The organism is Asticcacaulis solisilvae (assembly GCF_052327315.1).
GTDB classification, from domain to species: Bacteria; Pseudomonadota; Alphaproteobacteria; order Caulobacterales; family Caulobacteraceae; genus Asticcacaulis; species Asticcacaulis solisilvae_B.
The window spans coordinates 4037665-4060605 of sequence record NZ_CP166196.1; the positions used below are offsets into that span (position 1 = coordinate 4037665).

Consider the following 22941-nt stretch of genomic DNA (forward strand, 5'->3'; position numbering starts at 1 on the left):
CCCGGCCTATATCCGGACCATGACCTATCGCCCCGCCAATCCCCAGGACAGCCTGCCGGTCGCGATCCTGCTGATCTTCGCGGCGGGCACGCTCGACGCCTATACCTTCGTGGCGCACCACGCCGTCTTCGCCAACGCCATGACCGGGAATCTGGTGACCCTGCTGGTGCGCGCCATGGAAGGCGACTACACAAAGGCCTACAGCTACCTGGTGCCGCTGATCGCCTATGCCTTCGGTGTCGCTGCGGCTCATGCCCTTCGTCAATGGCCGTTCCGGCGCTGGATTCCGTCGCCCTCGCGCACCTCGCTGGCCATCGAAATCCTGTTCCTGGCCGGGCTGGCCATTATCGGCGACCATATCGGTGACGCGGCCGTCGCCGGCATCGCCTTCGTCGCCGCCATCCAGGGGACCAGCTTCACCCGCATCGGCGGCTTTGCCTTCACGTCGGTGTCGACCAGCGCGAACCTGCGCCATTTCCTGGAAGGCCTGCTCGACTGGACGGTGTTTTCCCGCCTGCGCCACGCGCCCAGGGACTCAGGCGACACGCCGCCGGACCGGGTCGTCCGCGCCCGCCGTTTCGCCGGCTATTACGGCAGCCTTTTCGCCTTCTTCGTGGCGGGCGCCGGCATCGGCGCCCTTGTGACCCACGCCTGGCCGGAACAGTCCCTGTGGCTGCCGGTCGTCTGCCTGAGCACAGCCCTGGCCCTGTGCCTGCCGTGGAACGTGCGCCTCCAGCACCTGTTCCGCGAGGAATAACCTCCCGCCTGCAAACCCCGTCTTAAACCTTGTGGTCTATGCTGCCTGGACAAGGATAGGGAAAACGCAGTGACCACAGACAGCGGCAATACCGAGAACGGCCAGTCGGCGGAAGAGCGCCTGAAGGCGCGCGAAAGCTTCTTCCGCCTGATGAGCCACGAAATCCGCACCCCGCTCAACGGTGTCATGGGCATGCTGTCGCTGCTGTCGCGCACGCAGCTGTCGCCCGACCAGAAATCCTACATCGCCACCGCCCAGGAATCGGGCGAGCACTTGCTGACGCTGGTCAACGACTTCCTCGACTATGCGCGCATCGACGCCGGCAAGATCGAGCTGGAGACGACGGAGGTCCATCTCGAACCCCTGCTGCAGGGCGTGGCCGAGCTGCTGTCGCCGCGCGCCCACATGAACAATATCGAGATCGCCTGGTCGCTCGATCCGCGCCTTGAATTCATCGTCGCCGACGAAGGCCGCATCCGCCAGATTCTGTTCAACCTCGCCGGCAACGCGCTGAAGTTCACCCAGAAGGGCGGCGTGCTGATCCAGGTCACGCTGACCGGCGACGGCATGATCCGCTTCGCCGTGCGCGATACGGGTCCCGGCATCGCCGAGGAAGCCCGCACGCGCATCTTCGAGGAATTCGGCCAGGTCGATCCCAGCCACGCCACGCGTTACGGCGGCGCGGGCCTGGGCCTGGTGGTCGTGAAAAAGCTGGTCGAAGCGATGAACGGCACGGTCACGCTCGACAGCGAACTCGGCGCCGGTTCGATGTTCAGCGTCCAGTTCCGCGCCCCTTACGGCGTGCGCCCGAAAAAGCCGCTGGTCCGCCCGCTGCACGAAGTCACCCTGGTCTCGCACAACAGCATCCTGGCCGACAGCGCCAAAAGCCATCTGACCGCCTTCGACGGGGGCCTGCGCACCGTGCCGTCGCTCGACGGCCTTGCGCTCGACGATACGCTGGTGCTGCACGACCGCGCGGCCTGCAAGGGCCCGATGCCGGCGCCTTCGCCGCGCAGCCTGATCCTGCTGGCGCCGGAAGAGCGCGACGAGATCGAGGCCTGGCGCGAACAGGGCTGGGCCGGCTACCTGATCAAGCCCCTGCGCCGCGGCTCGCTCATCGAGCGCCTCGACGCGCTCAGCGACATCCGCGCCGCCAGCCCGGCCGCCGCCGCGCAGGACGAACGCATCGCCTCGGAAACCGCCCAGGACAAGGTCGTCCTGCTGGTCGAGGACAACCCGGTCAACGCGCTGCTGGCGCAGATCCTGCTGCAACGCGAGGGCTGCCGCGTCGAACGCGCCGCCTCGGGCGAAGAAGCGATCGACATCATCGCGACGCGCGCCTTCGACCTGATCTTCATGGACCTGGGCCTGCCGGGCCTCGACGGCATCGGCACAACGCGCGCCTTGCGCGCTTCGGGCTGCAAGACGCCGGTCATCGCGCTGACGGCCAACGCCTATGAGGAAGACCGCCGCGCCTGCATGGCGGCCGGCATGAACGACTTCCTGACCAAGCCGATCGAGATCGCCGCCCTGCGCGCGCGTCTGGCGACCTGGACGCAGAGCCAGCCCCAGGCCCGCTCAGCCTAGACAGACTCTTCAAAGCCGAATACCGTCGTCCTGAAAAAGGACGACAAGAATGAGCGAAAGCCCGCAGCCGACGACCCCGCGCCAATCGACCTGGGCGGCCATCACTGCCTATGCGAAGCCCAAGCCGATGCTGATGCTGGGGCTCGGCTACGCCACCGGCATTCCGTACCTGCTGATCGGCGACACGCTTAACGCCTGGCTGCGCGTCGACAATGTGTCACTCAGCGTCATCGGCTTCTTCATCCTGGTCAGCTTCTCGTACGCGCTCAAATTCATGTGGGCGCCGCTGATCGACCGGCTGGACATTCCCTTCCTGACGGCAAAGCTCGGCCACCGCCGCAGCTGGATGATCGTGTTGCAGGTGCTGATCGCCCTCAGCCTGATGGCCATCGCCGCGTCGGATCCCCGGACACAGCTGATCCAGCTGGCCCTGTTCGCCACCCTGACCGGCTTCTTCGGCGCCACGCACGACATCGTGCTGGACGCCTGGCGGATCGAGGCCGCCGAGACCCGCGAAGAACTCAGCGTCATGACCGCGGCTTACCAGTGGGGCTATCGCACGGCCTTCATCGTCTCCGGCGCGGTCCCGCTGCTCTTGGCGACACGCATCGGCTGGCCGGCCGCCTACGCCATCATGGCGGCGATGATCGGCCTCGGCTGGATCTGCGTGTGGTTCGCGCCGAAGGGCGCGCCGCACACCCCAAGAGCCATCCATTACGAAGGCGTGCCGATACGCCCGATCCTGGAAGGCTTCGAATGGATAGTGCGTGGGCTCATCATCGTCGCGGCCGCCGTAATCATGGGGTCGGGCCTGACCGGAAAGCCCGACCTGATCGACGGGATTCTCGGCCTCGCCGGCATCCAGCATAAGCCGTTCGACATCCTTTTCACCACCCCGGCCACCGGCTGGATGCTGCAGATTCCCTTCGCGCTCGGCGGCCTCTGCCTGATGATCGGCGCCTGCTGGCCGCTGCCGTGGAAGACGCGGCCCGGCGCCTATTTCCATACGGCCTTCATCCTGCCCATGGAAGACTTTTTCAAGCGCTTCGACAAATGGGCCGTGTTCATCCTGCTGCTGATCTGCGTCTACCGGGTCAGCGAATTCACGCTTAACATCGCCAATCCCTACTATCTCGATCTCGGCTTCTCGCTCGATGCGGTCGGCGCCATGCGCAAATTCTACGGGGCAGCCATGACCATGGTCGGCGTTGTGATCTCGGGCTGGATCATGGCGCGCATGGGCCTGCGCACCGCGCTGATCGTCGGTGCAGTGACAGGCCCGCTCAGCCATGTCGGCTTCATGATCCTGGCCTGCGCCGGACATAATTTCGAGGCGCTCGCCCTGGCCCTGGCGCTCGACAATATCTGTGCCTCGATCCAGGGCACGGTATTGATCGTCTACATGTCGACCCTGGTCTCGGCGGAATTCACGGCCCCGCAATACGCCTTGTTTTCCAGCTTCTACGCCATCCTGGGCAAGCTGGTGGCGTCGCAGTCGGGCCGCATCGTCGAATCGTCCGCCAAGGCCGCCGATACGGGCGGCTTCAGCGCATTGTTCAAGGGATTGATGGGTCACCTGACGCCCGACGCCTATGTCACGGCGGCGCAGAAGCTGGGCGTCAGCGTCCCGGCCATGGGCGCGGGCTATTTCGCCTTCTTTGCCTACACGATCGTCGTCGGCTTCATCGCCGTGGCCATGAGCGTCTGGCTGTTCGTGCGCTACAAGCCGCAGGCAACCGAAGCGCCCGCGGCTCTGGACGGTTAACTGCGGTGCGCCGCTGATCTGACGTCGTATGCCGCAAACGTCGCCATGGCGAGGATCTTGGACACACTGTCGGACAGCTGGCAGATCTGCACGGGCTTGGACAGGCCGAGCAGCAGCGGGCCGATGACGGTCGCGCCACCGAGCGCTTCGACCAGCTTGGTCGAGATCGAGGCCGACTGGATGGCCGGCATGATCAGGACGTTGGCCGGCGCGGTCAGGCGCTGGAACGGATAATTGGCCCACATGGCCGGATCGAGCGCCACGTCGGGCGGCATCTCACCTTCGAACTCGAAGTCGACGCCGCGCTCTTCCAGCAGTTCGACGGCGCGCATGACGCGCTCCGACCGCTCGCCTGAAGGATTCCCAAACGTCGAATAGCTCATGAAGGCGACGCGCGGCGTATGCCCCATGCCGCGCACGGCCATTGCGGCTTCGATGGCGATATCGCCCAGCTCTTCCGGGCTTGGCGTCTCCGACACGGTCGTATCGGCGATGAAGACGGTGCGGCCCTTGGCCAGCACGACGCTCATGCCCATGATGCGGCCGCCCGGCGCCGGATCGACGACGCGCAGAACCTCTTCCAGCGCGTGGTCGAAGCTGCGCGTGACGCCGGTCACCATGCCGTCGGCGTGGCCCGACACCACCATGGCGGCGGCGAAGGAGTTGCGGTCCTGGTTGATCAGGCGGTCGACGTCGCGCTTCAGGAAGCCCTTGCGCTGGAGGCGCGAGTACAGGAGCTGGCTGTAAGCGGCATTGCGGTGCGACAGGCGGGCATTGATAATCTCGATGCCTTCCTCGGCCGGATCGATGCCGGCGGCGCGCATATTGGCCTCGACCAGGTTTTCCCGGCCGCACAGGATCGGCGTGCCCAGCCCCTGCGCCTTGAAGGCGTGGGCGGCGCGGATGACGCTGATATCCTCGCCTTCGGCGAAGACGATGCGCTTGGGCGAGCGCGAGCGCACGACCGAAGTGATGGTTTGCAGGAAGCCCGCCGACGGATCGAGGCGCTGTTCCAGGCGCTTGCGGTAGGCGTCCATGTCGTCGATCGGCTTGCGGGCCACGCCGGTATCCATGGCGGCCTGCGCCACGAAGGGCGGGATATACCAGATCAGGCGCGGATCGAAGGGCGACGGGATGATGTAGTCCTTGCCGAACTTGAGGCGGCGGCCCTGGTAGGCGGCGGCGACCTCGTCCGGCACGTCCTCACGCGCCAGCTGGGCCAGCGCACGGGCAGCGGCCAGCTTCATCTCGTGATTGACGCGACGGGCGCGGACGTCGAGCGCGCCGCGGAAGATGTAGGGGAAGCCCAGGACGTTGTTGACCTGGTTGGGATAGTCCGAACGGCCGGTGGCGACGATCGCGTCGGAACGGACCTTGGCGACATCCTCCGGCGTGATTTCCGGATCGGGATTGGCCATGGCAAAGATGATCGGATTGGGCGCCATGGTGGCGACCATGTCGGCGGTCAGCACGCCCTTGGCCGACAACCCTAAAAAGACGTCAGCGCCGACCATGGCTTCGGCCAGGGTGCGCTTGGCGGTCTTCGTGGCATGGACCGACTTCCACTGGTCCATATCGACCGTACGGCCTTCGTAGACGACGCCGTGGATGTCGACGACGACGGTGTTTTCTTTCTTCACGCCCAGGGCCTTGACCAGGCTCAAGCTTGACAGGCCGGCGGCGCCGGCGCCGCACAGGACGACCTTGACGTCCTCGATGGCCTTGCCGGTGATTTCCAGCGCGTTGATGAGGCCGGCGGCGGCGATGATGGCCGTGCCGTGCTGGTCGTCGTGGAAGACGGGGATATCGGCCATGTCTTGCAAGGCCGATTCGATGATGAAGCATTCCGGAGACTTGATGTCTTCCAGGTTGATGCCGCCAAAGGCCGCGGTGATGTTCTTGACGACGGTGATAAACTCGTCCGGGTCCTGCGTCGCCACTTCGATATCGAAGCTGTCGATATCGGCGAAGCGCTTGAACAGGACGCTCTTGCCTTCCATGACCGGCTTCGACGCCAGCGCGCCGAGATTGCCGAGGCCGAGGATGGCGGTGCCGTTCGAAATGACGCCGACCATATTGCCCTTGGCGGTATAGTCGTAGGCGGCGTCCGGGTTTTCAGCGATGCGGCGGACCGGCACGGCCACGCCCGGCGAATAGGCCAGCGCCAGGTCACGTTGCGTCGCCATCGGCTTGGTCGGGGCCAGGCCGATCTTGCCCGGCGTCGGATACTGATGGAGATTGAGCGCTTCTTCGTCGCTGAAGGTCTGTTTTTCGCTTGGCATTGGTCCCGTCTTCGTACTGGTCTTTATTATGTTAGCGCTCACATTGCCCCCGCGTCAATGCGCGGCGTATCAATATGCGGTAGTTCACGATCGTATATAGTCTGACAAATAGCGACTGAAAAGCACTTATGCGACCGTTTCAGGTCTAACCTTCAAACCCTAAATGATTGTGCACGGTTTTTGCGACAACTGCACTTCTCTCGGGCGTCAAGAATCGTTAACCTTTGCAACATGAACGCTCCCGCCGATCTCAGCGAAGACACCAAGCCCGCCATCGATCTCGAAGGCGCCACGCCCGTCATGGCGCAATACATCCAGACGAAGGCGCAATACCCCGACGCCATCCTGATGTTCCGCATGGGCGACTTCTACGAGCTGTTTTTCGAGGACGCGGTCACCGCCGCCCAGGCCCTGTCGCTGGCCCTGACCAAGCGCGGCAAGTACAAGGACGAGGACATCCCCCTGGCCGGCGTGCCCGCGCACGCGGTCGACGCCTATATCGCCAAGCTGATCCGTCTGGGCCACCGCGTCGCCGTCTGCGACCAGCTGGAAGATCCGGCCGAGGCCAAGAAGCGCGGCTACAAGGCCGTGGTCAAGCGCGGCGTCGTCCGCGTCGTCACGCCCGGCACCCTGACCGAGGATTCGCTGCTGGAAGCGCGCGGCGCCAACCGTCTGGTCGCCCTGTCGGCGCGCGGCGGGGTCATGGCCCTGGCCAGCGTCGAGCTGTCGACCGGCGACGTCGAATGCCTGGAGATCGAGCCGGAATCGCTGTCGGCGCACCTGTCGGCGCTCAGGCCGTCGGAAAGCCTAGTCGCCGACCGTATCCTGCAGGACGAAAATCTCTATGGCCTGCTGAAGGTGCTGGGCGGCGTCATCCAGCCGCAGCCGGGTTCGCTCAGCGACCCGCAGGCCGGCGAAGCGCGGCTATTGAAACTCTATGGCGTCCAGACGCTCGATGGCTTCGGGGCGTTCAGCCAGTGCGAAATTTCCGCCCTGGGCATGCTGGCCGCCTATATCGACCTGACCCAGGCCGGCAAGCGCCCCGTGCTGAAGCCGCCGGTGCGCGTGCTGCAAACCCATTGCCTCAGCATCGACGCCGCCACGCGCAATTCGCTGGAGATCGACCGCACCCAGCAAGGCAAGCGCGAGGGCAGCCTGATTTCTGCGCTCGACTGTACCGTGACCTCGGGCGGCGGACGCCTGCTGCTGGCGCGGTTGTCGCGGCCGTTGTTCGATCCCGAAGACATCAATGCGCGGCTGGACACGGTCGAATGGCTGCTGCCGCGCCGCGACGTACGCGACGAATTGCGCCACCTGATGCGGTCACTAAGCGACCCGGCCCGCGCGCTGTCGCGCCTGTCGCTGGGGCGCGGCGGCCCGCGCGACCTGTGCATTCTGCACCAGGCCCTGTCGATCGCCGAAAACCTGGCGCACCTTCTGAACGACGCCACGCAGAGCGCCGGGATCGACCCGGCGGTGCCGGCGGAAATCGACCGCTACATCAACACGCTTGTGCCGTCCGACGACCTGTCGCGTATGCGCGACCGATTGATCCGCGCCCTGGTCGATGAACCGGCCCTGTCGCTGAAGGATGGCGGCTTTATCCGCGAAGGCTTCCATCCCGGCCTTGACGAAGCGCGGACCCTTCGCGATGACAGCCGCCAGATCATCCTGGCACTGGAAGCGCGTTTGCAGGCCGAAACCGGCATCGCCATCCGCATCAAGTACAACAATGTGCTCGGCTACTTCATCGAGCTTTCGCAGAAGCTGGCCGAACAGCTGCAAGCCCAGGATACGGCGAAGCAGTTCATTCACCGCCAGTCGCTGGCCAACCAGGTCCGCTTCGTCACGACCGAGCTGGTCGATCTCGACGCCCGCATCCAGCGCGCCGCCGCCCAGGCCCTGTCGCTGGAAATGGAAATCTTCGAGGACTTGCGCGAAGACGTCCGCGCGATGGCCGGGGAAATCCAGGCCGCGCACGACGCCATTTCGTCACTCGACGTTGCCACCGCTAACGCCCACCTCGCCGAAGACACCGACGCCGTGCGCCCCCGCATCGACCATTCGACGCGGCTGGAAATCTCACGCGGCCGCCATCCGGTCGTCGCCGCCGTGCTCAAATCCCAGGGCAAGCCGTTCACGCCCAACGATGTCGACCTCGACGCCACGGGCGCCGACGCGGCGCGGTTGAGCCTGGTCACCGGCCCGAACATGGCCGGTAAGTCGACCTATCTGCGCCAAAACGCCCTGCTGATCATCATGGCCCAGGCCGGCCTGTTCGTGCCGGCCAAATCGATGCATCTGGGTGTCGTCGACCGCCTGTTCTCGCGCGTCGGCGCCGGCGACGACCTGGCCCAGGGCCGCTCGACCTTCATGATGGAGATGGTCGAAACTGCTGCCATCCTCAGCCAGGCAAGCGACAAATCCTTCGTCATCCTCGATGAAATCGGACGCGGCACGGCGACCTATGACGGCCTGGCGATCGCCTGGGCGTGCGCCGAGGACCTGCACGAACGCATCCGCTGCCGGGCCCTATTCGCCACCCACTATCACGAGCTCAGCCAGCTCGAAAAACGCATGAAGGCGGTCAACAATATCAGCCTGCAGGCGCGCGAGCATAACGGCGAGCTGATCTTCCTGCACGAGGCGCGGGCTGGCGCCGCCGACCGCTCCTACGGCGTCCAGGTGGCGCGCCTGGCCGGCATGCCGACCGGCGTTGTCGAACGCGCCCGCGACATCCTGCAACGCCTCGAGGAAGACAACCAGACCAAGCTCAGGCTCGACGACCTGCCGCTGTTTTCGTTCGAACGCGCGCCGAAACCCGTATCCGCCGGGCCGTCCAAGGTCGAAACCATGCTGAAATCGATCAGTCCCGACGAATTGAGCCCTAAGGAGGCTCTTGAAGTTATCTATAATTTACACAAATTGCTGATGTAGTAGGGGTTAGCGCAGGCTCCGAGTTATGGACGATTCCTCCCCCATGCTAAACCATATCCAACCGGCAGCCCCGGCCTACCGCATCGATGGTGCGCAACTGCGCCAGGCCCTGACCCAGGCCTATGAAGATTCGACCGGTGAGACGTCGGACCTGCGCCGCCGCGCCGTCGCCATCCTGAAAGAATCGTGGGACCTGGCGCGCGCGCCGATCGTCGACCGCATCGATCAGGCGCGCAGCGGCCATACGGTCGCCCACGCCCTGTCGAAATGCGCCGACGAGATCGTCAGCGCCCTGTGGGACTTTACCCTGACCCACGTCTACCGCGCCCGCAACCCGACCGAAGGCGAGCGCCTGAGCCTGCTGGCCGTCGGCGGCTACGGCCGCGGTGAACTGGCCCCCTATTCCGACCTCGACCTGCTGTTCCTGCGCGCCTGGAAGGAAACCTCGCACTCGGAATCGGTCATCGAATTCATCCTTTACACCCTGTGGGATCTCGGGATGAAGGTCGGCCATTCGTCGCGCACGGTCGACGAGGCCGTGAAGTTCGCGCGCGGCGACCACACCATCATGACGGCCCTGCTGGAGCATCGCCGCATCGCCGGCGACGCCGACCTGGTCGTCCAGCTCGACGCCAAACTGGCCTCCGAAGGCCTGAAGTCCAATATGTTCGACTTCGTCGCCGCCAAGCTGGAAGAGCGCGACAGCCGCCACGTCAAGGCCGGCACCACGCGCTTCGTCGTCGAGCCCAATATCAAGGAAGGCAAGGGCGGGCTCCGCGATCTGCACACCCTGTTCTGGATCGCCAAGTACCTCGAAGGCGCGGAGCCCAATCCGACGCGTTTTCATGAGGAGACCGAGAAGCGCGCCCGCGGTGAGGGATCGACGCGCGACGCCGGCTGGAAGGTGCTCGACCGCCTGCTGACCGACAAGGAGCGCCAGATCTTCATGCGCGCCTTCGACTTCCTGTGGAAGGTGCGTATCCTGATGCACCTGACGGCGGGCCGCGCCGAGGAACGCCTGAGCTTCGACCTGCAACCCGAAATCGCCACGCGCATGGGCTTTGTCGACCGCACGGGGGAACCCAATGTCGAGCGCTTCATGCGCCGCTATTTCATCACGACGAAAGAGGTCGGGGCGCTTACGCGGACCTTCTGCACCAAGCTCGAGGCTCAGCAGGCCAAGCCGCTGGCGCGCCTGTCCAACATGATCCAGTCTGGCCTGATGAACCTGACGCGCGCCGACCACCCGGGCTTTGCCGTCACCGGCGGCCGGTTGAGCGTCAACAGCCCCGACATCTTCCAGAAATCGCCCGTGGCCATGTTCCTGCTGTTCAAGATGGCGGACCGGCTCGATCTCGACCTGCATCCCGACGCCTTTACCGCCATCGCGCGCAACCTGAACCTGGTGACGCCCAGCCTTCGCCGCGACAAGCGCGCCGCCGAGCTGTTCCTCGACCTTTTGGTGCGCGGTAAGAACCCGTACCGGACCCTGTCGATGATGTCCGAGACGGGACTTCTGGGCCGTTACATCCCGGAATTCGGCCGCATCGTCGCCCAGACCCAGTTCAACATGTACCACGCCTATACGGTCGATGAGCACACGCTACGCGCCATCGACGTGATCCACGGCGTCGAGACCGGGCGGTACAAGGATGAGCACCCGCTGGCCAGCAGCATCATGCCGCAGCTGGTCGACAAGGAGAGCCTGTACCTGGCCATGCTGCTGCACGACACCGGCAAGGGCGGCGAGGACGGCCAGGAGATCGGCGGCGAACGCGCCGCCCGCAAGGCGTGCGAACGGCTGGGCCTGCCCGACTGGAAGATCGACCAGGTCGCCTGGCTGGTCCGTCACCACCTGGTGCTCAGCGACTATGCGCAAAAGCGCGACGTGTCGGATCCCGAAACCGTCGCCAGCTTCGCCGACATCGTCGAGACGCCGGAACGCCTGCGCCTGCTGCTTATCCTGACGGTCGCCGATATCCGCGCCGTCGGCCCGGGCGTGTGGAACGCCTGGAAGGGCCAGCTGATGCGCGACCTGTTCGCCGCGACCGAAAGCGCCTTCCGCGGCGGCCGGGAATCCGACGCCATTTCCAGCGTGCGCCAGGGCCTGAGCGAACGCGCCGAGGCCAGGCGCGCCGAGCTTTCCGAAAACAACGACGACATGGCCGCCTGGCTCGAGACCATGGACGAGAACTATCTGTTTTCGTTCACGCCCGAGGACATCAAGGCGCATGCGGCGCTGGTCTGGTCGACCTTCGACGCCGAGCCGGCAGCCAAGGCCCGCATCGACCTCAGCCGCAACGCCACCGCTTTTTCGATCTCGGCCAGCGACCGGCCGGGCCTGTTCGCCGGCCTTGCCCGCACCTTCGCCAACCTCGGCGCCAACGTCGTCGGCGCCCAGGTCTTCACCTCCAGCGAAGGCAATGCGCTCGACGTCTTCTACGTTCAGGACGGTCAGGGCCTGCCCTTTGCCCACGACGACCCGCAACGCTTGCGCCAGGCCGAACAGCAGCTGGAACAGGCGGCGCTGGGCCATCTGCCGCCGCCGGTGACCTATCGCTCGGCCCTGGCGGCGCGCACGGCGGCCTTCGCCATCGCGCCGACCGTCGCCTTCGACGACAATGCCAACGCCAATATGACGATCATCGAGGTGTCGGGCCGCGACCGGCCGGGCCTGCTGGCCGATCTGGTCGAGGTCATGGCCAAGGCCCACGTCGATATCGCCTCGGCGCACATCGACTGCTACGGCGAACGCGCGGTCGATGCCTTCTACGTCGCCGACCACTTCAGGAAGGCGCAGCTCGGCGCCAGCCAGAAACAGTCGGTGCGCAAGCACCTGCTCGAGGTGCTCGACCAGGCGCCGGCCGTCCCGCCCAAGGCGAAACTGACGCGCGCCCGGGCCAGCCTGGCGCGCTGACGACACATATTCCCCCAAATCGCGTCTGCCTCTAGTGTCGTGCGCCATTAACGTTTATAGTTAACAGGTTCAGGATAGAGGCCGCTTGGCCGAGGGATGGGGAAACGTCGTATGAACAGGAAAATCCTGTTATGGGCCATGGCTCTGGTGGTGATTATTCCGGCCCTGATCGGCACGGGATACTACATCTACTGGGACCAGTTTCAACGCTGGGCGCCGGTGACCATCACGCGCAACCAGGCGGAAATCCAGGCCCTGCTCGACAAGGTCGACTACGTGTCGCCCGGCCGTAACGGCCCGCCCATCTATTTCATCACCTACCGGTCGTGCGCCCAGTGCCGCGCCTTCGAGGAGCAGGAGTTCCCGAAGTACGACGCGGCCGGCATCGACACCCGCGTAATCGTCTACGCCCTGCCCGACAATCAGGGCCTGCACCGGTCCAGCGCCGTCGAGCGTTCGACGATCGCCGAGCTGTGGATTTCGCGGAAGTGGGAAATCTACCAGGCCTGGTTCTCGTCCAGCGACGCCAACTGGCGCGCCACCGGCCTGCCGGTCGCCGACAACGACTTTGCCCGCGACGCCGTGGTCCAGGCCTCGCGCAACTTCCTGACGCAGTTGCAGCCGTATCTGGCCGCCAACAATGTCCGCGTCAGCTATCCGCTAGTCATCTGGCGCGACCAGAACAACATGCTGAAGGTGTGCAGCTGCTCGGACGAGCGCGCTTTCCACTTCATCCGCGAAGACCTGAACGTCTCGAACGCGGCCGTCGGCAGCGAAGGCCCCATGTTCCACATCCCGGACAACCTGCTGCCCAAGATGGGTGACGACAAGTCGTCCGCCGCCGCATCGTCGTCGAGTGCCGCGCCGGCACCGGCCCCCGCTCCGGTCCAGGCGCAACCGGCCGCCCAGGCCGCCAAGCCCGCCGCCGCCGAGGTCAAGCGCAACTACACGGCCGACTTCGGTCCGGACCAGTAAGCCCGGTTGACGCCAAACCGCCTCCATCTCTTCCCTGTCGGGAGACGCGCGGAATAAGAGCTGCCTTGTTATCCGTCAAAATAAAAACGGGCCGGGATTTGCATCCCGGCCCGCTTATTTTTTCTGCCTGCGAAGGCGAAACCTTATTCCTTGCCAGCGTCGCCGTTGCCCATTTGGGCGCGCAGTTCGTCGCCCTTCGAGCCGCGCGTCGAGTTCATCGAACGCTCGACGATACGGGCCGACTTGCCGCGACGGTCGCGCAGGTAATACAGCTTGGCGCGGCGGACGACGCCGCGGCGCTTGACTTCGATCGACTCGATCATCGGCGACAGCAGCGGGAACTTGCGTTCGACGCCTTCGCCGAAGCTGATCTTGCGGACCGTGAAGGTTTCGGTGATGCCGCCCGAGGCGCGCGCGATGCAGACGCCTTCGAAGGCCTGGACACGCTCACGCTCGCCTTCCTTGATGCGCACGTTGACGCGCAGGGTGTCGCCGGGTTGGAAAGCCGGGATCGTCTTGCCAGCCTTCAGCTTGGCAACTTCTTCGGCTTCGATCTGCTGCAGCAGGTTCATGTCTTAACTCCTGATTACGTGGTGTCGCCACCGTTGAGGCTTAGGTGCCTTTTGCCTGTGATTTGGAAAGATGGGCCGCCCAGAGGTCCGGACGCCGCTCCTTCGTTGTTGCCTCTCTTTGCTTTTGCTTCCATTCGGCCATCTTCTTGTGATCGCCTGACAGAAGCACTTCGGGGATGTCGAGGCCTTCGAACGAACGGGGCCGCGTATATTGCGGCTGTTCGAGAAGTCCATCCTCGAAGCTTTCATTATCGAGACTGGCCGCTGCGCCGAGAACCCCCGGAATAAGCCGCACGGCTGCCTCGATCGTCACCATCGCCGCCGCTTCTCCGCCCGCAAGGACGGCGTCGCCGACGCTGATTTCTTCGAACCCACGGGCATCGAGCACCCGTTGGTCCACCCCTTCGAACCGGCCGCACAGGACGATCAGTCCGGGCTTTTGAGCCCATTCCTTGACGCGGGCCTGCGTAAGAGGCCGGCCGCGTGCGCTCATGTAAACAAGGGCACGATCCGAAACCTCAATCGAATCAAGTGCTTTGGCGATTACGTCCGCCTTCAGAACCTGACCCGGTCCGCCGCCGGCGGGGGTGTCGTCAAGAAAGCCGCGCTTATCGCTCGAAAAGGCGCGAATGTCCAGCGTTTCCAGTGACCACAGGTTGGATTCCTTCCATGACGTCCCGATCAGCGAAACGCCGAGCGGGCCGGGAAAGGCCTCGGGGAACATGGTCAGGACGGTGACTTCGTACGGCTTTGACATGAGGCGCGCGACTTACCACACGGCGCGTTAAAACACCAATAGCCGCTATTTGCCGCGCCGCCGGTCGAGCTCGTTTTTCGTTGCCGACCACGTCGCGACACAGAACGGCGTGACGTAGTTCAACGCCACGTGGCCCCAGTGGATGCCGTGCCAGGCCAGAAAGGCCGAACCCTGGTTGATAATATTGAGGATCGTCCCGATGACCAGGGCCACGCGCAGGGCGTTGAACGCCACGCGCTTCGAAAGGGCGATGGACCAGAATTCCTTGCTCACCAGAATTCCTTGCTCAATAGTGCAGCCTCAATGTCAGACCGATCGTGCGCGGATTGCCAAGGAAAGCATCATAGCTGCCGGATTGGAAGGGGGCGGCGAACGCGACCTGGTAATAGGTGACGTCGGTCAGGTTGCGGCCCCACAGTTCCAGCGACCATTCGCCCGATGCGTCCGACAGGGCCACCTGGCCGTCGTACAGCGCATAGGCCTTTTGCAGCTTCAGCGGATTGAGGTCGGAACCGGTATTGTAGGCGCTGTTGTACTTGCCGTTAAACGTCGCGCTGATCCGGAAGTTACCGATGGCATGGACATAGTCGAAGCCGTAGGTCGCCGACCATTTCGGCGCGAACGACGCCGTGTTTCCGGCGATCAGCGGCAGGCCTGCGACGGCCTCATGCCCGAACTTCGCGTCGTCATAGGTCACGCCGGCGTTCAGGTTAAGGTCACCCAGCGCATAGCGGCTGTCGGCCTCGATGCCTTTCGAGCGCAGGTGCGGGATCGAGTCGACGACGAAGGTCGTGCCGAGGAAGGTGTTGAGCTGGAAGTTGCGGAAGGCTTCGTCAAAGGCCGCCAGGTCGAGCGCCAGCTTACCGTCGAGATAGCGGCCCTTCAGGCCCAGCTCCCATGACTGCGAGGTCTCGGCCTTGAACGAGGAATCCGAGTCGACGCTGTAATCGGCCTTCTGTTCGCGGTCGAGGTTGAAGCCCGCCCCCTTCCAGCCGCGCGACCACGAGGCATAGGCCATGATGTTCGCCGTCGCCTGCCATTTCAGGCGCACCGAACCCGTGCCGGCGTCTTCTCCGTCGAGCTGGTACAGGGTGACATTATTGAAGGCCGGGTTCGACCACGGCAGGCACAGCACGCTTTGCGACGCCGTGGCGTGCGCGCAGGCAATGCCGTTGTCGGAATTGCCGAACCGGCTGGTCAGCGACTTGGTCTGGCGGTTGAGGCGCGCACCGGCCTGCAGCGACCAGGCTTCGGCCAACTGCCATTGGGCATGGCCGAATACGGCGAAGTTGCGCTCATGCTGCTGGTAGAGGTCGTGGCTGCCCTGGCCCTGCACATAGGATTGCCCGACCGGCAAACCGGTGATCTGTGAGACCTTCGACGGATTGACGCCGGCCGACAGCAGCAGGCTGACATAGGCCTCGTAGTCCTTGCCGTAGAGGGTTTCGTCGTGGCGCGTCAGGTCTTCCTGGTCGAAGAAGGCGCCCAGCATCCAGTCGAGCGTCGCCCCCTTGCCGTTCAGCCGCACCTCCTCCGATACGGTATCGAAGCGGTTGCCGAAGGCGCCATTCGGATCACGGTAATAGATGTCGGCCGAAGTGAAATCGGCGTCATAACCATTGCGGTGATCCCAGTGGCGCAGGGCGGTGACCGAGGTCAGCTGCACCGTGTCGCTGACCTTGTAATCGACCTGCGCCGAGACGCCGGTATCGACCAGGCGCTGCTTGGTCGAACGGTTCGACCAGGCATTGCGCGCCTTAGGATCGGCGGTCAGCGCCGTGCCGTCGTCGGTCGCCAGGCTGTCGACATAGGCGCGAGTCGGCCCCACCACGATCGGCGTGCCCGTGCAGCAGAATTCGTCGCGTTGCGTATAGTCGGCGATCAGGCGCAGGGCATAGCGATCATTGGGCACGAACAAGAGCTGGCCGCGCACGGAGCCATAGTTCTGGTCGTTGTCGCGCGTTTCATCGCGCGGCCCGGCACCGGTGCGGACGCGGTACTGGCCGTCGCGGTGGCGGCCGGCGACATAGAGCGAACCCGCCCACTGCTTGCCGATGGCGCCGGTGACATAGGCCGAGGCGCCGTAGAGTCCCTGGTCGCCGCCCGTCAGTTCGGCGTCGGCGCGCGGCTTGAAGTCCGGGCGTTCGCTGACGACCTGGATGATCCCGGCCGACGCGCCCTTGCCGTAGACGTCGGACTGGGGCCCCTTCAGGATTTCGATGCGGTCGACCGGACCGAGGTCGCTCATCGCAGTGGCGGTGCGCGGACGCTGCACGCCGTCGATGACCACGCCGACGGACGATTCCAGCCCCGGATTATCGCCGACCGTGCCGACGCCGCGCAGGCGCGCCGTGGTCTGGGCTTCGTTGGCGGTCGAGATCACGAACAGGGACGGCGTCAGGTCCTGGAGGTCCTTGAGATCGTGGCCATAGGCCGCCTGGAGCGCCTCGCCCGTCACCACCGACACGGACAGCGGCGTGCGGCTGAGCGGCTCGGGCCTTTTCTGCGCCGTAACGATGACCTCCTTCGGCTGCGCCAGGGCCGGCACAGCGGCAATCAGGCTCAGCAGGGCCGTTCCGGCGAGACAGGATCTGGCAAAAGACATGAGTCTACTCCGCGCAATACTGGCACGACCTAGGCGCGTTCCCTGGTTAATTTGCCCCTAACAGGCAAGTCTTGCGGGTCGTGTCATGTCTGTTATGATCCCGACTGTGCGCGAAAGGGCGCACCCGGTCCGCGGGCAGGGATTTTCCCACCTTCCATTTCTTAGATTTTCCGAACGACTCTTCTTTGCCCGATATGCGGACCTGCGGCGATCCGAAGAAAGACGTTCGCATGACCATGATCCAAAAACCCCTTTCGGCTGTCGCCGACCGCAATATCGACTTCTATCGCAAGCAGGCCAAGGCGCTGCTCAAGGCCGTGCGCTCCGGCGACCGCGCGGCCAATGACCGCCTGCGCGCCGTGGGCGGCGACGTCTCCGAACCGGCGCTGCATATGGCGCAACTGGCCATCGCGCGCGAACAGGGCTTTGCCGGCTGGCCGCGATTCCATGCCTTCCTGACCGAGTCGGGCCTCGACTTCCAGGCGCTGGCCGATCGTTTCATCGACGCCGCGATGTCGGACGGGCGGCGCGCCCGCGACATCCTGGCCGACCATCCGGATATCGCCGAGGCCGGCGTCTACGCGGCGCTGGTGCTGGGCGACTGGCGCAAGGTCGCGGCCGCCACCGACACCGATCCGGACTGGGTAACACGCAAATCGGGACCGCAGGCATGCGAGCCCATCGTCTATGTCTGCTTTTCGCGCTTTGCCCATCCGCGCTCGGACCATCACGCCGACCTGGCCTTGACGCTGCGCCTGTTGCTCAATCGCGGCGCCGACGCCGATACGGCGGCAGAGACCGAGGACGGGCCGCTGTCGTGCCTTTATGCGGTGGCAGGCCGGCTGGGCAATGCCGACATGACCGAGATTTTGCTCGACGCCGGCGCCGACCCGGACGACGGTGAGTCGCTCTGTCATGCGACCGAACACGCCGACCTCAGCTGCCTGAAACTGCTGCTGGACCACGGCGCGCGCATCACCGGCACCAACGCCCTCAAACACATGCTCGACCGCGAGGATGGCGAAGGCGTCCGCCTGCTCCTGGACGCCGGCGCCGATCCCAATGAGATCAGTCCGGAGGGCGACACCGCCTTGCACTGGGCCGTCAGGCGTGGCCGCAGCGCGGAGATCATCGCGCAACTGCTCGACCACGGCGCCGATATCGACGCCTTTCGCAGCGACGGACGCACGGCCTACGCCATGGCGACGATCACCGGCCAAACGGAAACAGCCCTGCTGCTGGCCAGGCGCGGCGCCGACACGCGGCTGAGCGCGCTCGACGTGTTTATCGCGGGAGAGGACGCGGAGGTCCCGCTCGAAAGCCTCAATTCGCCGTCCAATGCGCGACTACTGATAGAAATGGCCGAGGCCGGCAACATCGCGGCCGTAACGCGGCTGCTCGACGCCGGCATGCCGGCCGATGTGAAGGGTAGCCTGGGCGAAACGCCGCTGCACTGGGCATGCTGGACGGGCAATGCCGACCTGATCAAGGTGCTGATCGGCCACGGCGCGCCGCTCGAGGAACGCGACAGCTCGTATAACGCCACCCCGGCAGGCTGGCTGCATCACGGCGCGGGCGCGGCGGACACCGGCGGCGACCATGCGCGCGGCGCGCGGCTGCTGATCCACGCCGGATCGAGCATGGACGGCTGCCGCGGCAAGAGCGGTAATGCCGGGCTCGATGCCGTGCTGGAAAAGAACGGGTTGGTTTCTTAAGCTCAATCGCCGCATGGCTCCTCGCATACGCTCGGGCGGCCGGTCGGCCTTGCCAAGGCGTATTTTATACGCTTTGGCGTTAGCGTATCGCCCGCTTGCGCTCGACCGAGGACGGAATGCGCAGGGCTTCGCGGTACTTGGCGACGGTGCGGCGGGCGATATCGACGCCGGCTTCCTTGAGGATTTCGACGATGCGGTCGTCGGACAGGATTTCGCCAGAGGCCTTTTCGCCGTCGATCAGGCTCTTGATCTTGTGGCGGACGGACTCGGCCGAGTGCGCCGCCGTGCCGTCCGACGAGGCGATCGACGAGGTGAAGAAGAACTTCAGCTCGAAGACGCCGCGCGGCGTGGCGATATACTTGTTCGAGGTAACGCGGCTGACCGTCGATTCGTGCATGCCGACGGCCTCGGCCACCGTCTTGAGGTTCAGCGGGCGCAGATACTCGACGCCGTAGACGAAGAAGCCGTCCTGCTGGCGCACGATTTCCGCCGACACTTTCAGGATGGTGCGCGCGCGCTGGTCGAGGCTCTTGATAAGCCAGTTCGCCTGGTTCATGCACTCGTTGAGATAGGTCTTTTCCGACTCGGAGCGCGCCGAAGCCTGGACGCGCGCCTGGTATTTCTGGTCGACCAGGATGCGCGGCAGGGTGTCGGAATTGAGATCGATACGCCAGCCGCCGGCGGGATCGGGGCGGACGAAAACGTCCGGCACCACAGTCTGCGACGGTCCGGAATCGAACTGCGCGCCGGGACGCGGATTGAGCGACTTCAGCTCGGAAATCATCTCGGCCAGGTCTTCGTCGTCGACGCCGCACAGCTTGCGCAAAGCGGAAAGGTCGCGACGCGCCAGCAGTTCGAGATTGTCGAGCAGCACGGCCATGGCCGGATCGAAACGGTTGCGCTCGACCAGTTGCAGACGCAGGCATTCCGGCACGCTGGTCGCCATGACGCCGGTCGGCTCGAAGCCCTGGCAGGTCGCCAGAACCTTTTCGACAAGGGCCAGCTCACAGCCCATGCGGTCGGCGACTTCTTCGAGGGCGACGCGCATATAGCCGCCTTCGTCGACCCCATCGATCAGGATCTGGGCGATCGCCATTTCCGGGGCCGAAAAGTGCGCGATCAGCGCCTGGTCGGTCAGGTGTTCGTGCAGTGTCTTTTCACGCGTCAGGGCGCGTTCCAGCGTTTCGTCGTCACCGTCGAAACCGCCGCCGCCCTTGCCGGCCTTGGACCAGTCGACCATGGGGCCTTCCGAGTCGTCGGCGTGGGAGGTTTCGCGCTCGCGCACCGTCGGCGTGTCGTCGCCATAGACATCCGACGCATTGGCGTCGAGGTCGTTATTGGCCACCATGGTGTCGCGGTCGGACAGTTCCAGTTCGCGGCGTTCGTCGGCTGTATCGGCCGCGGGAGCGTCGATCTCCTGGGCCGATTCGGCCGGACCGTCGCCGTCCTCGCGCTGCAAAAGCGGGTTGCGTTCCAGCTCGGCCTCGATGACGGCTTCCAGCTCAAGATTCGACAATTGCAGCAGTTTGATCGCCTGCTGCAGCTGGGGCGTGATTACAAGCCCCTGTCCCTGTTTGAGTTCCAGCCTTTGTCCGAGCGCCATGCCATGAACCTGTGATCGATGCCGGCATACTGCTCGAAATAGATCACTAAAGTCTTGCCCGACGGCACTTTTTTGCCATCGACGGAGGTGTGTGCACCCGTTATCGCCCGACATGGTGGCGCAATGGTTAACGCCGATGAATTTGCGTTAAGAAAATGTGGGGATGGGTTAACCGTGCCAGGAATCCCCCCTTCCGTCCGGTTCGGCTTGACGCCGACCCGGCCCCTCCCTCGCGGAAGCTATACTTCCGCTTCGCTCGATCCGCCTTAAAAGGGGAAGGAAGGGAGTTCAAAACGTCTAATTCCTTCCCCGTTTACGGGGAAGGTGGCACGAGCGTAGCGAGTGACGGAAGGGGCAAGGCCCAAGGCGCGGCCGTTGCCGAGCTTAGTGGAACGATTCGCCGAGGTACACGCGGCGGACTTCCGGATCGTGGGTGATCTGGTCGGCCGTGCCCTCGAACAGGACTTCGCCCGAGTGGATGATCGAGGCGCGGTCGACGATTTCCAGCGTCTCGCGGACATTGTGGTCGGTGATGAGAATCCCGATACCCCGGCCCTTGAGGTAGGTGATGACGTCGCGGATATCGGTGATGGCCAGCGGGTCGATCCCGGCGAAGGGTTCGTCGAGCAGCATGAAGGACGGCTTTCCGGCCAGGGCGCGCGCGATTTCCACCCGGCGGCGTTCACCGCCCGACAGGGCCGAGGCCGGCGAATTGCGGATGTGCGTGATGCGCAGGTCTTCGAGGAGACGGGTGCAGTCTTCCTTGATGCGCGCCGGGTTCTTTTCGCGCAATTCCAGCACCGCCATGATGTTCTGTTCGACATTCATGCCGCGGAAGATCGAGGCTTCCTGCGGCAGGTAGCCGATGCCCATGCGGGCGCGCTGGTACATGGGCTGGTGCGTGATGTCCTGGCCGTCGAGCGAGATCGTGCCATAGTCGGCTTCGACCAGGCCGGTGATCATGTAGAAGCAGGTCGTCTTGCCGGCGCCGTTGGGGCCCAGCAAACCAACCACCTCGCCGCGGCCGAGCTTGAGCGACACCGTCTTGACGACCGCACGCTCCTTGTAGCTCTTGCCGATACCCTCGACCACGATGCCGTCGGCCACGCCGGGACGCGGCGCGTGCAACACGCTGTCATCGGGATTGGCGGAACTGGAAAGGACGTCGGTTTCGAGAGCCATAATTGCCTGCTTCTAGTGACCCGCCGGCACGGGCGCTGCCGCCTTGGCCTGGTCCTTGTTGGGGTAGATCACGCCTTTGACCCGGTTCTTGCCGGCCTGGCCCGGGCTGGGATCGAGCGTCGAAATGCCCTTGGACACCTGCGAGGTCAGGCGGGCGCCGGTCATGACGTTCTGGCCCTGCGTCATGACGACGTCACCGGTCATGACCAGGGTATCGTCCGACTTGGTATAGACCGCGTTGTCGCCACGGACGGTCGTGTCCTGCCCCTGCGCGTCCTTGGTGATGTAGTAGATGTTGCCGTTGGCTTCGATATTGGTGACCTCGCCACCCTGGGTCGCCTGGACCATCTTGGCGTGGTCGGCGCGCAGGCGGGCCTGGTCCTGGATGATTTCAACCCGGCCGTCGAGGTAGAAGGTGTTGGTGTTCTGGTCGGAATGAACCTGGTCGGCGCTCCATTGCACCGGCCCGCCCTGCTGCGACACCTGGGCGAACGTCGCCGACGCCGCCAGTCCCAGCGCCGCCGCGCATACCGCGAAAACCTTGACCGTCTTGCTGCTGATCATGAACGCCCCTTGTTGCCGGCCTTGCCGTTGACCACGCCGTGAGCCTGGGCTTCGCCCCGGCCACGGACAATGATATCGCTGCCGTTCTTCGAAATGACGAAGGATTCGCCCACTATATGACCCATGGAGCCGGTTCCTTCAATGTGTTTGTCGCCCGATATGCTCATGTCCTGCATGTTCATGACGGCCTCTTCCGTACGGAAGGTCATGTCGGAATTGCCCGAGACCATGACGACATTGCCGATCAGGCGGAAGGTCTTGGCGTCAGCATCGTAGATGCCGTTGGCGGCTGAAATGTGACTCGCCTTGTCGCCGTCGCCCTTGAACTCGATGACGGGCGCCTTCAGCGTGGCGATGGTGGTGTCCCCCGCCTTCTTGATCGCCTCGAGCCCGCTGATGATCCACGGCGATCCCTGGCTGTTCAGCCCGGAATAGCGCGGATTGGTCATGCGGATTTCCGTGCCGCTGACATTGTAGACGTTGAAAGACCCGATGACCGAGGTGACGACGATCCAGCCGACATTGAGCAGGCCCAGCCCGATGATCAGGCCGGGAAACACCCGGCGCAGCGTCCGGATGCGGCGCGAGCGCCGGCGCACGGCCGCGACCTGGCCGGCCAGGACCTGGCGGCGCTGGTTGGCTTCGCTTTCAGCGTCGATAGCGGGCTCGAAGCGCGCATTGATATCGGTAAGGTCGGTAAAGGTGCTCATCTGGCCCTTGGTC

16 protein-coding genes are annotated in these 22941 nt (G+C 64.7%); 7 read left to right on the plus strand and 9 right to left on the minus strand.

Annotation, left to right across the window (positions count from 1 at the left end; all coding sequences use genetic code 11):
- Positions 1-19 precede the first annotated feature (19 nt).
- From AB8717_RS18955 to AB8717_RS18965, 3 genes are all read left to right on the plus strand, one after another.
- The gene (locus tag AB8717_RS18955) at positions 20-757 is read left to right on the plus strand and encodes a YoaK family protein (protein WP_443748880.1); all 738 of its coding nucleotides are present in this window, start codon (positions 20-22) and stop codon (positions 755-757) included.
- Positions 758-826: 69 nt separating this feature from the next.
- Entirely contained in the window at positions 827-2344 is a 1518-nt protein-coding gene (locus tag AB8717_RS18960; protein WP_443748881.1) for a response regulator, read from the plus strand.
- 49 nt (positions 2345-2393) lie between these two features.
- A complete protein-coding gene (locus tag AB8717_RS18965) occupies positions 2394-4109 on the plus strand; it encodes an AmpG family muropeptide MFS transporter (protein WP_443748882.1) in 1716 nt (571 codons plus the stop codon).
- Here AB8717_RS18965 and AB8717_RS18970 read toward each other — a convergent pair.
- On the minus strand, positions 4106-6391 hold the full coding sequence (locus AB8717_RS18970; protein ID WP_443748883.1) for an NADP-dependent malic enzyme: 2286 nt from the start codon (positions 6389-6391) through the stop codon (positions 4106-4108). The two genes, AB8717_RS18965 and AB8717_RS18970, sit on opposite strands and share 4 nt — an antisense overlap.
- Positions 6392-6622: 231 nt before the next feature.
- On the opposite strand from AB8717_RS18970, the gene mutS reads away from it, so the two are divergent.
- The 3 genes from mutS (at position 6623) to AB8717_RS18985 (ending at position 13220) form a co-directional block, all read left to right on the plus strand.
- On the plus strand, positions 6623-9328 hold the full coding sequence (gene mutS / locus AB8717_RS18975; protein ID WP_443748884.1) for a DNA mismatch repair protein MutS: 2706 nt from the start codon (positions 6623-6625) through the stop codon (positions 9326-9328).
- Positions 9329-9371: 43 nt separating this feature from the next.
- Positions 9372-12245: a [protein-PII] uridylyltransferase gene (locus AB8717_RS18980; protein ID WP_443748885.1), complete on the plus strand. Its 2874-nt coding sequence runs from the start codon at positions 9372-9374 to the stop codon at positions 12243-12245.
- A 111-nt stretch (positions 12246-12356) separates the two neighbouring features.
- Positions 12357-13220 carry a hypothetical protein gene (locus AB8717_RS18985; protein WP_443748886.1) on the plus strand — a complete coding sequence of 288 codons (864 nt, stop codon included), beginning with the start codon at positions 12357-12359 and terminating at the stop codon, positions 13218-13220.
- 143 nt (positions 13221-13363) lie between these two features.
- Here the strand turns inward: AB8717_RS18985 and rplS are convergent, their stop codons facing one another.
- From rplS to AB8717_RS19005, 4 genes are read right to left on the minus strand one after another with little or no spacing between them, the layout of a single operon-like run.
- Positions 13364-13792 (minus strand): 50S ribosomal protein L19, encoded by a 429-nt coding sequence (rplS, locus tag AB8717_RS18990; RefSeq protein ID WP_443748887.1) that lies wholly within the window; start codon positions 13790-13792, stop codon positions 13364-13366.
- A 40-nt stretch (positions 13793-13832) separates the two neighbouring features.
- Positions 13833-14549, minus strand: coding sequence for a tRNA (guanosine(37)-N1)-methyltransferase TrmD (gene trmD, locus AB8717_RS18995; protein WP_443748888.1), 717 nt, complete (start codon positions 14547-14549; stop codon positions 13833-13835).
- Between the two features lie 45 nt (positions 14550-14594).
- Entirely contained in the window at positions 14595-14822 is a 228-nt protein-coding gene (nrtS, locus tag AB8717_RS19000; protein WP_443748889.1) for a nitrate/nitrite transporter NrtS, read from the minus strand.
- A 13-nt stretch (positions 14823-14835) separates the two neighbouring features.
- Complete coding sequence (locus tag AB8717_RS19005; RefSeq protein ID WP_443748890.1) at positions 14836-17154, minus strand: TonB-dependent receptor; 2319 nt, start codon at positions 17152-17154, stop codon at positions 14836-14838.
- A 230-nt stretch (positions 17155-17384) separates the two neighbouring features.
- Between AB8717_RS19005 and AB8717_RS19010 the strand changes: the two genes are divergently transcribed.
- A complete protein-coding gene (locus tag AB8717_RS19010) occupies positions 17385-18869 on the plus strand; it encodes an ankyrin repeat domain-containing protein (RefSeq protein ID WP_443748891.1) in 1485 nt (494 codons plus the stop codon).
- Between the two features lie 79 nt (positions 18870-18948).
- Here the strand turns inward: AB8717_RS19010 and rpoN are convergent, their stop codons facing one another.
- From rpoN to lptC, 4 genes are all read right to left on the minus strand, one after another.
- Complete coding sequence (rpoN, locus tag AB8717_RS19015; protein WP_443748892.1) at positions 18949-20472, minus strand: RNA polymerase factor sigma-54; 1524 nt, start codon at positions 20470-20472, stop codon at positions 18949-18951.
- Between the two features lie 384 nt (positions 20473-20856).
- A complete protein-coding gene (gene lptB, locus AB8717_RS19020) occupies positions 20857-21654 on the minus strand; it encodes an LPS export ABC transporter ATP-binding protein (RefSeq protein WP_443748893.1) in 798 nt (265 codons plus the stop codon).
- Positions 21655-21666: 12 nt separating this feature from the next.
- Positions 21667-22218, minus strand: a complete 552-nt coding sequence (locus AB8717_RS19025) for an LptA/OstA family protein (RefSeq protein ID WP_443748894.1) — start codon at positions 22216-22218, stop codon at positions 21667-21669.
- The gene (lptC, locus tag AB8717_RS19030; RefSeq protein WP_443748895.1) at positions 22215-22928 is read right to left on the minus strand and encodes an LPS export ABC transporter periplasmic protein LptC; all 714 of its coding nucleotides are present in this window, start codon (positions 22926-22928) and stop codon (positions 22215-22217) included. The genes AB8717_RS19025 and lptC overlap by 4 nt, the downstream gene beginning before the upstream one ends.
- Positions 22929-22941 lie beyond the last annotated feature (13 nt).